The organism is Pigmentiphaga humi (assembly GCF_900606115.1).
GTDB classification, from domain to species: domain Bacteria; phylum Pseudomonadota; class Gammaproteobacteria; order Burkholderiales; family Burkholderiaceae_B; genus Pigmentiphaga; species Pigmentiphaga humi.
On sequence record NZ_UWPJ01000024.1, the window covers coordinates 84,294 to 97,537 of the forward strand.

General features: G+C 67.3%; 13 protein-coding genes. 11 read left to right on the forward strand and 2 right to left on the reverse strand.

Features of this window, described 5'->3' with window-relative positions:
• Positions 1 to 12 precede the first annotated feature (12 nt).
• Positions 13 to 1,011, reverse strand: a complete 999-nt coding sequence (locus PIGHUM_RS15730) for a dihydrodipicolinate synthase family protein (protein WP_124080519.1) — start codon at positions 1,009 to 1,011, stop codon at positions 13 to 15.
• Between the two features lie 107 nt (positions 1,012 to 1,118).
• Between PIGHUM_RS15730 and PIGHUM_RS15735 the strand changes: the two genes are divergently transcribed.
• From PIGHUM_RS15735 to PIGHUM_RS15755, 5 genes are all read left to right on the forward strand, one after another.
• Positions 1,119 to 2,039, forward strand: coding sequence for a LysR family transcriptional regulator (locus PIGHUM_RS15735; RefSeq protein WP_124080520.1), 921 nt, complete (start codon positions 1,119 to 1,121; stop codon positions 2,037 to 2,039).
• Positions 2,040 to 2,146: 107 nt separating this feature from the next.
• Entirely contained in the window at positions 2,147 to 3,496 is a 1,350-nt protein-coding gene (locus PIGHUM_RS15740; RefSeq protein WP_124080521.1) for an aromatic ring-hydroxylating oxygenase subunit alpha, read from the forward strand.
• 1 nt (position 3,497) lies between these two features.
• A complete protein-coding gene (locus PIGHUM_RS15745; RefSeq protein ID WP_124080522.1) occupies positions 3,498 to 4,058 on the forward strand; it encodes a 3-phenylpropionate/cinnamic acid dioxygenase subunit beta in 561 nt (186 codons plus the stop codon).
• Between the two features lie 8 nt (positions 4,059 to 4,066).
• The gene (gene gabT / locus PIGHUM_RS15750; RefSeq protein WP_124080523.1) at positions 4,067 to 5,341 is read left to right on the forward strand and encodes a 4-aminobutyrate--2-oxoglutarate transaminase; all 1,275 of its coding nucleotides are present in this window, start codon (positions 4,067 to 4,069) and stop codon (positions 5,339 to 5,341) included.
• 3 nt (positions 5,342 to 5,344) lie between these two features.
• Positions 5,345 to 6,919, forward strand: coding sequence for an acetolactate synthase large subunit (locus PIGHUM_RS15755; protein ID WP_124080524.1), 1,575 nt, complete (start codon positions 5,345 to 5,347; stop codon positions 6,917 to 6,919).
• A gap of 20 nt (positions 6,920 to 6,939) precedes the next feature.
• Here the strand turns inward: PIGHUM_RS15755 and PIGHUM_RS15760 are convergent, their stop codons facing one another.
• On the reverse strand, positions 6,940 to 7,371 hold the full coding sequence (locus PIGHUM_RS15760; protein WP_124080525.1) for a Rid family hydrolase: 432 nt from the start codon (positions 7,369 to 7,371) through the stop codon (positions 6,940 to 6,942).
• A 101-nt stretch (positions 7,372 to 7,472) separates the two neighbouring features.
• Here PIGHUM_RS15760 and PIGHUM_RS15765 point away from each other — a divergent pair, with 101 nt between their 5' ends.
• From PIGHUM_RS15765 to PIGHUM_RS15790, 6 genes are read left to right on the forward strand one after another with little or no spacing between them, the layout of a single operon-like run.
• Complete coding sequence (locus PIGHUM_RS15765; RefSeq protein WP_124080526.1) at positions 7,473 to 8,210, forward strand: nitroreductase family protein; 738 nt, start codon at positions 7,473 to 7,475, stop codon at positions 8,208 to 8,210.
• Positions 8,207 to 8,944 (forward strand): FadR/GntR family transcriptional regulator, encoded by a 738-nt coding sequence (locus PIGHUM_RS24365; RefSeq protein ID WP_281279086.1) that lies wholly within the window; start codon positions 8,207 to 8,209, stop codon positions 8,942 to 8,944. The genes PIGHUM_RS15765 and PIGHUM_RS24365 overlap by 4 nt, the downstream gene beginning before the upstream one ends.
• Positions 8,945 to 8,981: 37 nt before the next feature.
• Positions 8,982 to 9,968, forward strand: a complete 987-nt coding sequence (locus PIGHUM_RS15775; RefSeq protein ID WP_124080527.1) for a 2-hydroxyacid dehydrogenase — start codon at positions 8,982 to 8,984, stop codon at positions 9,966 to 9,968.
• Positions 9,969 to 9,972: 4 nt separating this feature from the next.
• Positions 9,973 to 11,694 (forward strand): IlvD/Edd family dehydratase, encoded by a 1,722-nt coding sequence (locus PIGHUM_RS15780; RefSeq protein ID WP_124080528.1) that lies wholly within the window; start codon positions 9,973 to 9,975, stop codon positions 11,692 to 11,694.
• A 10-nt stretch (positions 11,695 to 11,704) separates the two neighbouring features.
• The gene (locus PIGHUM_RS15785) at positions 11,705 to 12,217 is read left to right on the forward strand and encodes a 2,4'-dihydroxyacetophenone dioxygenase family protein (protein ID WP_124080529.1); all 513 of its coding nucleotides are present in this window, start codon (positions 11,705 to 11,707) and stop codon (positions 12,215 to 12,217) included.
• A gap of 22 nt (positions 12,218 to 12,239) precedes the next feature.
• Complete coding sequence (locus tag PIGHUM_RS15790; protein WP_124080530.1) at positions 12,240 to 13,238, forward strand: Bug family tripartite tricarboxylate transporter substrate binding protein; 999 nt, start codon at positions 12,240 to 12,242, stop codon at positions 13,236 to 13,238.
• The last annotated feature ends 6 nt before the right edge of the window (positions 13,239 to 13,244 follow it).

Consider the following 13,244-nt stretch of genomic DNA (forward strand, 5'->3'; position numbering starts at 1 on the left):
CTCTCCCCGCATTCAAGCAGCGGCGATGTCGCGCGATACCGGCAGGCCGGCGCCGCGCATCAGCTCATCGAGCTTGCGGACCTCTTCCGGACGCGGGGCGGGCATGGGCGGACGCATGCGCGGCGAGGCGATCAGCCCGCGCAGCCACGTGGCGATCTTGTAGCGGATGTGCAGGCGGCCGGGCTCCGAGTAGACGTACTCGTGCAGGCGCGCCATGCCGCCGTCCCAGACCTTGCGGGCCGCGACCAGGTCGTTGTTCCGCATGGCCTCGATGTGATCGAGCATGGGTTCGAGCGCATAGTTCCATGATCCGCTGATGGTGCCGTCGAAGTTTCCGACCGAGAGGAATTCGTGGAAATAGTGCGCGCTCGAGCACAGCAAGGCGACGTCCGGATGCCGTTCGCGCATGGCGCGCGACAGGATGCGGTGGCCCGGATAGTTGTAGGTCATCTTCCAGCCGACGATGTTGGGCACCTCGCGGCAGATCTTCAGCGTCGGCTCCAGCGGAAGGCCAATGCCCCACGGCTGCGACACGTTGGTGACAGGATGGGTGAAGATGGGAAGATCGGCGACGCGGTCCTGCTCCTTGATCTGATCGAGCCACACCTCCGGGTAGCGCGTCGCGTCCCAGGCGATGCTGATATCCATCGAGCCGGCCGGGGGCACGACGAAAATGCCGTCTACGCCCATGGCCTTGGCATCGCGGACGACATCCAGCGTTTCCTCGGTCGTCCAGGCATAGGTGCCGGCCAGGATCGGCAATTTGCCGCCGGCCTCTTCCATGACGATTTCCAGGACGCGCCGCTTCTCCTCGCGCGTCAGGTAGAACACTTCGCCGGCCTCGGGATTGGCGATCAATCCGCCCACCTCGGCGTAGCGGTGGTTCACGTAGTGGCGAACCAGCGCGCGCAGCCCAGGCTCGTCGATCTTCAGGTCGTCCTTCAGCGGCAGGACGAGTGCGGTGTACAGGCGGCGCGCGACGTCGCCCCCGGCGTTCTTGACCAGCTTCATGTCGTCTCCTTACAGTGGACCCGGCGATCCTGCCGGTGCAGACAATTCTAGGAACCCGCATTTAATATGTGAAATATATATTTCAAATTCATTTATTTCATTCACTTATGAATCTATCACTGCGCCATTTCAAGGCATTCCTCGCCTTGGCCGATACCCACAGCTTCACGCGCGCAGCCCAGGCGCTGCATATAAGCCAACCCGGTTTGAGCCTGATGATGCAGGAGATGGAGAACCAGCTCTCATGCAAGCTGCTGGAGCGCACCACGCGCTCGGTCGACCTCACGCCCGCCGGCCGGCGCCTGCTCATCTCGGCGCGCCGCATCGTCGACGAGATGGATGGCGTGACGCCCGTGCTGAGCCAGCTGTCGGTCGAACAGCGGCGCACCCTTCACATTGCGTCGACCCAGATTTTCTGCGCCAACGTCATGTCGCACGTCTACGTGCGGCTGCGCCGGAACCATCCGGCCATAGACCTGCGCATCGTCGACGTGCACAGGCCCGAAGTCGAACGGCTGGTGCGCAGCGGCGAGGTCGATTGCGGCCTGGGCATCTTCTCGCGGCGCTTGCCCGACATGTCCCGCAAGCCGCTCTTCCAGTTCGGCTTCCGCTACGTGGAGGCCCGCGACGCGCCCGTGCTGCTGGGCATGCGGAATCCCCCTGCGCGGCTCGCCTGGAGCGATTTGCCGGACGTGCCCTTCGTCGAACTGAACGCGACCTCCGAACTGCAACAGTTCATCAACCAGCACAAGAGCCGGGCGGGCCGTGCCAGCGCCGCAGTCGGCATACGGTTCAACAATCTGGAATCCCTGGTCGGCATGGTGGCGGCCGGCGTCGGGCCGACCATACTGCCCTCTTTCGCGGCGCCGGAGCCGCGCCGGACCGAGTTCGTATCGGTGCTGCTGACCGACCCGTCGGTGGACCTGGACTTTCACATGATCACCAAGCGCGGACGCGCCCAGCCGGCCGCGCTGCAAGCCTTTACCGATACCCTGTGCGAGGTGATCGCCGAGCGTGGCGGGCACTAGGTATGCAAGCGGCACATACCCAGTATGCCCGGCGTCCGATAGACTCCCGCCCGGCCATTCCTTAACGTTCCTCTGTGCGCGGCGGTGGCCGCGCCGGAGGAATAGCGATGGCACTTTCACTCGACACGCTGGTCGATGCGAGGGCCGGCACCGTCAGCCGGGAACTCTTCGCCAGCCAGGAACTGTTCGATCTCGAACAGGAACACCTGTTTTCCCGGGCCTGGCTGTTCGTCGGCCACGAATCGATGGTTCCCGGCCCCGACGATTATTTCGTCAGCCGGATGGGCACCGATTCGGTCATTCTCACGCGCGATCGCCAGAACCAGATCCAGGTCCTGCTCAATTCATGTGCGCACCGCGGCATGAAGCTGTGCCGCCAGGACCAGGGCAATACCCGCGCCTTTTCCTGTCCCTACCATGGCTGGACGTTCACGACCGACGGCAAGCTGTCGTCCATACCCGGCGCGCTCACGGGCGTACCCGGGCTGAACAGGCATTACTTCGGCGAGCTCGACACCTCGGCCTGGGGCTTGCGCCGGGTGGCCAAGCTGGTCAATTTCAAAGGCACGATCTGGGCGACCTGGGATCCGGACGCTCCCGATTTCGAAGAGTACCTGGGCGACATGAAGCTCTACCTGGACTCCGCCCTCGACCATCGCGACGGCAGCCCCGGCGGCTCGGAAATGATCGCGGGCGTGCAGAAGTGGCGCATCGGCACCAACTGGAAGATCATCGCCGAGAACTTCAACGGCGATCTCTACCACGACATCAGCCACCGCTCGGTGGATTCCATCGGCATCGGGCCGGGCGGCAAGGGCCGGCGCGACGCCACCCCGCAGCGCACGTCGATATCGTTCAGGCATTTCGGCCACGGCGTGATCGGCCGCGCCCCGTACCAGGACGAGGAGCCCTACAAGCCGCTGTTCGCCAACCATCCCGAGGTGGAGGACTATTACCGCGGCCTCTACGACAAGCGCGAGGCGCTCCTGGGCGGCAAGGTGAAGGTCCTGCACAGCGTGGGCGGCGTGTTCCCGAACGTGGCCATCCATGGCCGCCAGCCGCGCACCATCGGCGTCTTCCATCCGATCAGCCCGACCGAAACCGAGATGTGGCGGATTTTCCTGGTCGACAAGGACGCGCCGCAGGCCGTCAAGGACGCCCACCGCCACTACTATCTGCGCTACTCCGGCCCGGGCGGGATGACGGAGTCGGACGATACCGAGAACTGGACCTACGCCACGCAATCGTGCAGGGGCAGCATCGCGCGCCGAACGCCGTTCAACTACCAGATGGGCCTCGGCCACGCGGAGCCCATACCCGGGCTGCGCGGGGCGGTGACCACCGGCGAGTTCACCGAAGAGAACAACCGCAACTACTACAAGCGCTGGGCCCAGTTCGTGCGCGGCCTGTCGTGGGCCGAACTGATGGCCGCCTCGCGGGCCGAGCAAGGGGCGTGACATGTCGACGGTTCTCCAACAAGACGCCGAAGCGCAGCTCGCCGCCCTGCTGCTGCTGAAATCCGTCGAGCAGTTCTACTACCAGCAGTCCGACATGCTCGACGCGCGCGACTACGAAGGCTGGCTGGCCACGCTGGACGAGCGCATCCGTTATTGGATGCCCCTCGCCCGCAACGTGCAGAGCCGCTCGCTGGCCGAGGAATACACCCGGCCCCAGCAGGACGCGGCCTGGTTCGACGAAGGCATGGAGACGCTGCGCCTGCGCGTCGAGCAGTTCCGCACCGGCATGCATTGGGCCGAGGAACCGGTCTCGCGCGTGTCGCACCTGGTCACCAATGTGCGCATCGTCGAAACCCGGGAGGACGGCGAGGGACGGCGCCGCGTCCAGGCCCGCTCGCGCTTCCTCGTCTACCAGAACCGGCTCGAAACCGAAACGGCGCTGTTCGTCGGCAAGCGCGACGACACGCTGATCGAGACCGCCGGCGGCTGGAAAGTACGCCAGCGCTCCATCTTCCTCGACCAGTCCGTGCTGCTCGGCAAGGCGCTCACCGTTTTCTTCTGAGGAAAATCATGTCGAACGATTGGACCAGCCGCCGCGCCGCCGCCATACCGGCGGGCGTGGCATTCGGGACGAACATCTACGCGGCGTCGGCCAGCGGCAGCCGCCTTACCGATGGCGAAGGCCGCACCTACATCGATTTCGCCGGCGGCATAGGGGTGCTCAACGTCGGCCACAACCACCCGCGCGTGGTGGCCGCCGTCAAGGCCCAGGCGGACCGCTTCCTGCACACCTGCGCACAGGTCATTCCGTACGAGTCCTACATCGCGCTGGCCGAGCGCCTGAACCGGCTCGCTCCCGGCGGCCATACGAAGAAGACCGCGTTCTTCTCGACCGGGGTCGAAGCGGTCGAGAACGCCATCAAGATCGCCCGCGCTCATACGCGCCGGCGCGCCGTCATCAGCTTCACCGGCTCGTTCCACGGACGCACCAACCTCGGCCTGGCCCTCACCGGCAAGGTCAGGCCGTACCGGATCGGGGTCGGGCCGTTCGTCGGCGACATCTACAAGGCCATCTTCCCGGATGACGACAGCGAGACGGCGGTGGCCGCTTCCCTCGCATCGCTCGACCGCCTGTTCAAGTACGAAATCGATCCGGCGGAAGTCGCCGCCATCGTCATCGAGCCCGTGCAGGGCGAAGGCGGATTCAATGCCACGCCGCCTGCCTTCATGCAGGCGCTGCGCGCCCTCTGCGACCGCGAGGGCATCGTGCTCCTCGCCGACGAGATCCAGTGCGGCATGGGCCGCACCGGCAAGCTCTTCGCGATGGAACACTTCGGCGTCCAGGCCGACATCACCACCCTGGCCAAGAGCCTGGCGGGGGGCACGCCGCTGTCGGCGGTGGTCGGCCGCACCGAGATCATGGACGCGGTGATCCCCGGCGGCCTGGGCAGCACCTATGCCGGCGCTCCCATGGCCATCGCGGCTGCCCATGCGGTGCTCGACATATTCGAGGACGAGGGCGTGATCGAGCAGGGCGAACGCCTGTCCGCCACCATCCGCGCCTTCCTGGCCGAGGCGGGGAAGAGGTTCGCGTGCATCGGCCGCATCAAGGGCCTGGGTTCGATGGTCGGCGTGGAACTCGTCTCCGCCGCGGGCGAGCCCGACGGCGCCCTGGCCGGCAAGGTCCTGGCCGAGGCCCGTTCGCGCGGCCTCATCCTGCTCGCCTGCGGCGTGCACGGCAACGTCATCCGTTTCCTGTACCCCCTCAATACCGACGATGCCACCTTCCAGGAAGGCCTGGCGATACTCTCCGCCTCGCTAGAGGCCGCCACCCGAGGAAACTGACCGATGGCCCATGTCCCGGCAACGCGCAACGGCGCGTCGTGGCTGTTCGAAAGCGCGGCGGACGCCGGCATCGACGTCTGCTTCGCCAATCCCGGCACCACCGAGCTGCCGATGGTGGCCGCGATGGAAGCGGTCCCCCGGCTGCGGCCCGTGCTGTGCCTGTTCGAAGGCGTCTGCAGCGGCGCCGCCGATGGCTATTACCGCATCGCCCAGCGCCCGGCCATGACGCTTACGCACCTGGGTCCGGGCTTCGCCAATGCGATCGCCAACCTGCACAACGCCCGGCGGGCCGGTTCGAGCATCCTCAACGTCATCGGCGACCACATGACCTGGCACGTCGATGCCGACCCGCCGCTGGCCTCGGACATCGCCTCGCTGGCCGCGCCAGTGTCGCGCGCCTACCATCGCGCCGACTCGGTCGACGCGCTGCAGCGCTCGGTGGCGGCGGCGCTCGATGGCGTGCTGGGCGAGGAAGGCGGCATCCACACCCTCACCATGCCGATGGACATCCAGACGGCGTCCATCGCCTACGCGCCCTATCGCCCGCCGCGCGGCGCATCCTCGCCGCGCCACGACGGCCTCGGCCTGGACATCGCCGCCAAGGCCATCCGGGCCGGCCGCAAGGTGTTGCTGCTGCTGGGCGGCGATGCCTTGTTCGAAGAATCGCTGCGCCATGTGGGCAAGCTCGCCGGACGGACCAACGTCTCCGTCATGGGCGAGACCTTCCCGGCGCGCAGCGAACACGGGAAGGGGCTGCCCGCCATCGGGCGCATGCACCCCGACGCCAGGCACGCGCATGAATGGCTGCACGGCTTCGACCTCGTGGTGCTGGTGGGCGCGGCGCGGCCGGTCGCCTTCTTCGGCACGGAAGGCGTCCCCAGCTTCCTCGGCGACAGCGAGAAGTTCATCACGCTGCATGCTGGAGCCAAAGGCGCGGCGGAGGCGCTGGCCGCGCTCGCGCAAGCGCTGGGGCCCGCCCCGGCCATGCCCCCCGCCGGCGCCGGCCTGCCCGACTGGCGCGCCCTGGACGGCCGCCTCACCCCCGAATCCGCCGCGCTGATCGTTGCCACCCACCTGCCCGAACAGGCCATCATTTCGGCCGAAGGCAAGACGCTGGCCTTCCCTTTCAACCGGCTCGCCCACCTGGCCAACCGGCACAGCACCATCGTGCTCACGGGCGGCGCCATCGGCCAGGGCATTCCTGCGGCATTGGGCGCTGCCATCGCCGCGCCCAGCCGCAAGGTCGTGGGCCTGCAGTCGGACGGCAGCGCCATGTACACGCTGCAGGCGCTGTGGAGCATGGCCCGCACCAAGAGCGACGTCACCATCTGCATTGCGGCCAACCAGCGCTATCAGATCCTCGAGGACGAGATGCGCCGCACGGGCCACGACCTGACGAATCCGGACGTTACCGCGCTGCTCGATCTGTCGGACCCCGGCGTCGATTGGGCCGCCCTCGCAGGCAGCCTGGGCGTGGAGAGCATGCGCGTGCGCACCAACGACGAGATGGACCGGGCCTTCGCGCGGTCCATGCGCGAACGCGGGCCCAGGCTCATCCAGCTCTGCCTGGACGCCTGAGCCTCGCCGCGCTGGCCGCGTCAGCGCGCGGCCACCGCTTCGATCTCCAGCAGCCAGCCCGGATTCACCAGGCCCGCGATCTCCATCACCATGCGCGCCGGATAGCGGCCCGGCGTGGCGGCGAAGGCCTCGGCATAGGCCCGGTTGAAGGCCGGGAAGTCGAGCGCGGGATAGCCGGGTCCCTTGACGATGCTGGCGCGGGTGTACACGAGGTCGCCCAGCCCCAGGCCCTCGGCCTGGAGGATGGCCTCGATGCGCTGCAGGGTGGACAGGGTCTGGTCGTAGAGATTGCCGTAGGCCTCGATGCTGTCGGCCGGCCTGGCCGGATCCAGCACCTGGGGCATCTGGCCGCTGAGGTGGTAGGTGGTCATGCCGGGCGGCACCGCCACCAGCCGGCTCACCGGCGATGTCGAGCCGGCGGCGGCGACGTGTTTCAGCTCAGGTCCTTGCATGGATTTTCACCGTCATTGAGTAGTAATACTGATATACAAGTTTGTACTACAAACTCATACTACACCATGATCGCTCGCACGAAACTCCAGGCAACTTCTCGATGAACGCCCCGTTGAACGTATTCACGAGCCACCGCAGCCAGCGGAATTTCACGTCGCAGCCGGTGGCGGAGTCGCTGCTGGCCGAGGTGTTCGAGGCCACCCGGCGGGCGCCCACCTGGAACAACGCGCAAAACGTATCGTGGGTCACCGTTACCGATCCCGCGGCCAAGGCCGAACTGGCGCATCTGGCGGGCAACCAGGCGCAGATCGAACGCGCGCCGGTCTTTGCCGTGCTGTGCGTCGATTTCCACAAGACCGCCGCCGCGTGCGCGCGGCATGGCGTAGCGCAGCGCGTTCAGGAAAACCTCAACGGCCTGCTCATCGGCGTGCTCGACGCCGGCATCCTGGCCGGGACGATGATGAACGCGGCGCGGGCGGCGGGCCTGGCGGTGTGCCCCGTAGGCGGCGTGCGGCGCGAGCCGCGGAAAGTCATCGACCTGCTGGGCCTGCCGCGCCTGGTCATGCCCATGGTCGGGGTCTGCCTGGGGTATGCGCCCGCGCCCGCCCAGCCGCTCAAGCCCCGGCTGCCGCTGTCCTCGCTCTGGCATCGGGAACGCTACGACGATGCCAGCCTGGAAACCGACATCGCCCGGCTCGACGCGGAAACGCTCGCCTATTCCGAGGCCCTGGGGCGCGCCGATGCTCCATCGTGGTCGGCCGCGACGGCGGCCAAGTACGCCAGCGCAGGCTATCTGCACGTGGCCGACACACTCAGACAACAGGGGTTCGTATTTTGAATCTGCTCAAGCAGGCGGACGCCGCCGATACGCCCGACCTTCTCTCCGACCGCATCGCCAAGCGGCTGCGCGACGAGATCACCGGCGGCAACTACGCCATCGGCGAAGTGCTGCCTTCGGAACAGATCATCGCCGAACGCCTGGGCGTCTCGCGGACGATCCTGCGCGAGGCGCTGTCCCGCCTCAAGGCCGACGGGCTGGTGTCGAGCCGGCCGGGACGCGGGCTGACCGTGGTCTCCAACACGCCGAGTGCGGTGCTGCGCCTGCACGAAGCCGATACCGACAACCGCTCGCAGGTGCTGGCCATCGTGGAGCTGCGGCGCGGCTTCGAGGTAGAGGCCGCGCGGCTGGCGGCGCTGCGCCGCACCGACGAAGATTTGCAAGCCATGCGCACGGCCCTGGCCGACATGGAAGCCGCCAACGCGCAAGGCGAGGTCGAGAAAGGCGTGGAGGCCGACCTGCGCTTCCACGGCGCGATCGCCCGGGCCACGGGCAATCACAACTACCAGTTGTTCTTCACCTTCCTGGCGGAGCTGCTGAACAACGGGCTGAAGGTATCGCGGCGCCGCTCGGCGAAGATCGTCGGCCGGCCGCTCGATGCGCAGCGCGAACACGAGGCCATTTTCAAGGCCATCCGCGACCAGGATGCCGAACGGGCCGTGAGCGCGGCGCGGCACCACATCGACAACACCGAAGTCCGGCTGCACGACCAGTTCGAGTCGCGGCAGGACTGAAACCCTTCCCTTCATCATTCCAATCAAGCGAGGCAGCATGGCCGCATCACGCAAGAAAATCGTCGTCAGCCTGACCGTACCCGCCGACCTGCGCGAGCGGCTGCAGAACGAATTCGACCTGATCGACCTGCCCGTGGGCGGCAATATCGACGACGTGGTTCCCGCCTCCGACCGCGCCGGCATCCACGGCCTGCTGGGCACGCTGCGGCTCAAAGTGGACGACGCGCTGCTGGCCAGGTATCCCGGGGTCGAGGTCGTCTCGAACTACGCCGTGGGCTTCGACAACATCGACGTCGATGCCGCCACGAAGCGCAACGTGCTCGTCTGCAATACGCCGGAAGTGCTCGACAAGGCCGTGGCGGACCTGACCCTGGGGCTCATGCTCTGTGCGATGCGCGACATGGTGCGCGGGGACGGCTTCGTGCGGGGCGGCAAGTGGATGAAAGGCGCCCTGCCCCTGAGCACCGACCTGGCGGGCAAGACGCTGGGGCTGCTCGGCATGGGACGCATCGGCCGCATGGTGGCGGCGCGCGCCAAGGCGTTCGACATGGACGTGATCTATCACAACCGCAAGAAGGACGAGGCGGCCGAAAGCAGCGGCCTGGCCCGCTGGGTCGAACGCGAAGCGCTGTTCAGGCAGTCCGACGTGGTCAGCGTGCACGTTCCGCTCAGCGACGAGACGACGCGGTGCGTGGGCGCGCGCGAACTGGGATGGATGAAGCCTTCGGCTTTCCTCGTCAACACCGCGCGCGGCAAGGTGCTGGACGAAGACGCATTGGTCGAGTTCCTGCGCGAGCGCAAGATCGCCGGCGCCGCCCTGGACGTGATGACGGTGGAGCCCATCGGCGCCGACCACCCCCTGTGCCAGCTCGACAACGTCGTGCTGCAGCCGCACGTGGCCAGCGGCACCGTGGAAACGCGCCGGGCCATGATGGACCTCGCGGTCGAGAACCTCATTCTCGGCCTGCGCGGCGAACGCCCGCGGGCGCTGGTCAACGCCGGCCTCTGGCCGCGCAAGGCCTGACGCCATGGACGACCGCTCGGCGCCCAAGGGTCTGCGCAAAGGCCTCACCCATTACGGGGACACGGCGTTCTCCGAATACCTGCGCATGTCGTTCACCCAGTCGATGGGCTATTCGAAACGCCTGCTCAAGCGCCCGGTGGTCGGCATCGCCAGTTCGCGCAGCGACTTCAACAACTGCCATCGCCACTTCCCCGAGCTGATCGAGGCGGTGAAGCGGGGCGTGCTGGCCGCGGGCGGGCTGCCCATGGAGTTCCCCTCCATCTCGCTGGGCGAGCCCTTCCTCTATCCCACCAGCATGATGTTCCGCAACCTCATGTCCATGGATGTCGAGGAAATGATCCGCGCCCAGCCCATGGACGCCGTCGTGCTGGTGGGGGGCTGCGACAAGACCGTTCCGGCCCAGTTGATGGGCGCGCTGTCGGCCAATCTCCCGGCCATCCAGGTGGTGGGCGGACCGATGATGACGGGCCGCCACCACGGCGAGCGCCTGGGCGCCTGTACGGATTGCCGCAGGCACTGGGGCCGCTATCGCGGCGGCGAGATCGACCAGGCCGAGATCGAGGCCATCGAAGGCAACCTGGCGACCACCGCCGGCAGCTGCGCCGTGATGGGCACGGCCAGCACCATGGCCTGCCTGGCCGAGGCGCTCGGCATGATGCTGCCCGGCAGCGCCGCCATACCCGCCGTGCATGCCGACCGCCTGCGCGCCGCCGAGGCCAGCGGAGCCCGCGCCGTGGCGCTCGCGCACGAAGGCCTGACCCCCGACCGCATCGTGACGCAGGACGCGGTGGACAACGCCCTGCGCGTCCTGCTGGCCATCAGCGGCTCGACCAACGCGGTCATCCACCTCACCGCCATCGCCGGCCGGCTCGGGCTCGACGTGGACGGCGCGCGGCTCAACCGCCTGTCGGCCGAAACGCCGGTGCTGGTCGATCTCAAGCCCACCGGCGCGAACTACATGGAAGACCTCAACGCCGCGGGCGGCGTGCAGGCCGTGATGTACGAACTTCGCGACCTGCTGCACCAGGACGCCTCGACCGTCACCGGCGAGACCATCGGGCAATGGATGCAGGCCCAGGCCCCGCGCTGGGTCGACCACGGCGTCGTGCGCCGGCGCGGGGAGCCGCTGCTGCCCCACGGCGGCCTGCTGGCCCTTAAGGGGTCGCTGGCGCCCAACGGCGCGCTGATCAAGCGCGCTGCCGCCGACGAAAGTCTGTTCGAGCACACCGGACGCGCCGTGGTGTTCGAGAGCCTGGAAGACATGGCCGCGCGCATCGATTCCCCGGACCTGGACGTCGAGGCCGACGACATCCTCGTGCTCAAGCACGCAGGCCCCAAGGCGGCGGCCATGCCCGAAGCAGGCTACATCCCCATTCCCGCCAAGCTGGCGCGCCAGGGCGTGCGCGACATGGTGCGCCTCTCCGACGCCCGCATGAGCGGCACGGCCTACGGCACGGTCGTGCTCCACATTTCTCCCGAGGCCGAAGCGGGCGGACCGCTCGCCTTGGTGCGCAACGGCGACCGCATCGCCCTGTCGGTGTCGCGGCAGGCCATCGACCTGCTGGTCGACGACGCCGAGCTGGACCGCCGCCGCGCGCTGTGGCAGCCGCCCGCGCAAAAGGAAACGCGCGGCTACGGCTGGCTGTACCAGGAGCACGTCACCCAGGCCGAATACGGCTGCGATTTCGATTTCCTGCGCGCCGGCGGCATCGGCGCGCGGCGCTGACGGAGAACCCATGAGCGGCACGCAATTCCATGTTCCCGTGATCCAGCACCCCGGCATCACGCCGGAAGTGGTGGTGGACGGCATTCCCGCCGACGAACGCGTCTGGGTCCCGCAAGCCCCCAACGTCTGGTTCCGGCCCCTGTTCTTCAACCGCGTCGCCGGCGGGTGGTGCAACCTGCTGCGGGTGCGGCGCTCCGGCGTGCTGAGCCGCCACATCCATCCCGCGCCCGTGTATGGCTACGTCATCAAGGGCAGCTGGCGTTACCTCGAACACGACTGGGTCGCCAGCGCGGGCCGCTTCGTGTTCGAACCGCCGGGGGAAATCCACACGCTCACCGTCGAAGCCAGCAGCGCCGAGGACGAGATGATCACGTTCTTCAACGTCGGCGGCGCGATGATTTATCTCGACGAGGCCGGTCGCCAGATCGGCTACGAGGATGTGTTCAGCAAGATAGAAATGTGCCGGCGCCACTACACCGAAGTCGGCCTGGGCGGAGACTACGTCGATCAGTTCATGCGTTAAATCACAATCGCAAGGAAAAGCCATGCATAGTCTGACGGATTTAAAGAAGGTTTCGAAGCACGCCGTGTTCTGCCTTGCCGCCGTTGCAGGCTGTGGCATGGCCCAGGCCGAGTCCAGCTATCCCGACCGCCTCATCATGCTCGTCAGCGCCTATCCTCCCGGCGGCGTGACGGACACCTCGGGCCGCATCGCCGGCGAGATCCTCACCGAGAAACTCGGCCAGCCGACGATGCTGGAGAACAAGCCCGGCGCCTCGGGCATGATAGGCAAGCAATACGTGGCGCGCGCCAAACCCGACGGCTATACGCTGAGCAGCGGCGGCCTGGGCGGCAACGTCATTCCCGCCGTCACGATGAAAGGCCTGCCGATCGACGTCGCCAAAGCCTTCGTGCCGGTAGCGGGCATCTCCGGATTCGCCAATGTCCTGGTGGTCGGCCCCAATTCGCCGGTCAAGAGCGCCAAGGACCTGGCAGCCTACGCGCACAAGAAAGGCACGGTGACGGCCTCCTCGAACGGCGTGGGCACCTCGGCCCACCTCACCACCGAGCTGTTTGCGTTGAAGACGGGCATCAAGTTCGAGCACGTGCCGTACAAGGGCGGCACCGAAGCGCAGATCGGCATCGCCAACGGCGACCTCGACTTCGGCTTCGCCAACATGACCTCCGCCGTCCCGATGATCAAGGCCGGCAAGCTCAAGGCCCTGGCCGTGACCGGCGCCGAACGCGCGGACCAGTTGCCGGACGTTCCCACGATGAAAGAAGCCGGCTTCCCGGATTTCGTGGTGACGAGCTGGCTGGGACTCTACGCTCCGGCCGGCACGCCGCCCGAGGTCGTCAAGAAGATCGGCGACACCGTCGCCGCGGGAATGAAGGAGCAGAAGTATGTCGCCAAGGCCAAGGCCGCCGGCATGGACCCGATGCCGATGAACGCCGAGGAGTTCGCCGCCTTCAACGACGCCGAGCTGCAGCGCTGGGGCGACATCGCCAAGCAGGCCAACATCTCGCTCGATTTCGGCAAATAAGTCCAG

Excerpts from the sequence above, each read along its gene's own strand:
- PIGHUM_RS15790 (WP_124080530.1), top strand. The coding sequence starts at position 12,240 with ATGCATAGTCTGACGGATTTAAAGAAGGTTTCGAAGCACGCCGTGTTC.
- gabT (WP_124080523.1), top strand. The coding sequence starts at position 4,067 with ATGTCGAACGATTGGACCAGCCGCCGCGCCGCCGCCATACCGGCGGGC.
- PIGHUM_RS15775 (WP_124080527.1), top strand. The coding sequence starts at position 8,982 with ATGGCCGCATCACGCAAGAAAATCGTCGTCAGCCTGACCGTACCCGCC.
- PIGHUM_RS15730 (WP_124080519.1), bottom strand. The coding sequence starts at position 1,011 with ATGAAGCTGGTCAAGAACGCCGGGGGCGACGTCGCGCGCCGCCTGTAC.
- PIGHUM_RS15780 (WP_124080528.1), top strand. The coding sequence starts at position 9,973 with ATGGACGACCGCTCGGCGCCCAAGGGTCTGCGCAAAGGCCTCACCCAT.
- PIGHUM_RS15785 (WP_124080529.1), top strand. The coding sequence starts at position 11,705 with ATGAGCGGCACGCAATTCCATGTTCCCGTGATCCAGCACCCCGGCATC.
- PIGHUM_RS15740 (WP_124080521.1), top strand. The coding sequence starts at position 2,147 with ATGGCACTTTCACTCGACACGCTGGTCGATGCGAGGGCCGGCACCGTC.
- PIGHUM_RS15745 (WP_124080522.1), top strand. The coding sequence starts at position 3,498 with ATGTCGACGGTTCTCCAACAAGACGCCGAAGCGCAGCTCGCCGCCCTG.
- PIGHUM_RS15755 (WP_124080524.1), top strand. The coding sequence starts at position 5,345 with ATGGCCCATGTCCCGGCAACGCGCAACGGCGCGTCGTGGCTGTTCGAA.
- PIGHUM_RS15735 (WP_124080520.1), top strand. The coding sequence starts at position 1,119 with ATGAATCTATCACTGCGCCATTTCAAGGCATTCCTCGCCTTGGCCGAT.
- PIGHUM_RS15765 (WP_124080526.1), top strand. The coding sequence starts at position 7,473 with ATGAACGCCCCGTTGAACGTATTCACGAGCCACCGCAGCCAGCGGAAT.
- PIGHUM_RS15760 (WP_124080525.1), bottom strand. The coding sequence starts at position 7,371 with ATGCAAGGACCTGAGCTGAAACACGTCGCCGCCGCCGGCTCGACATCG.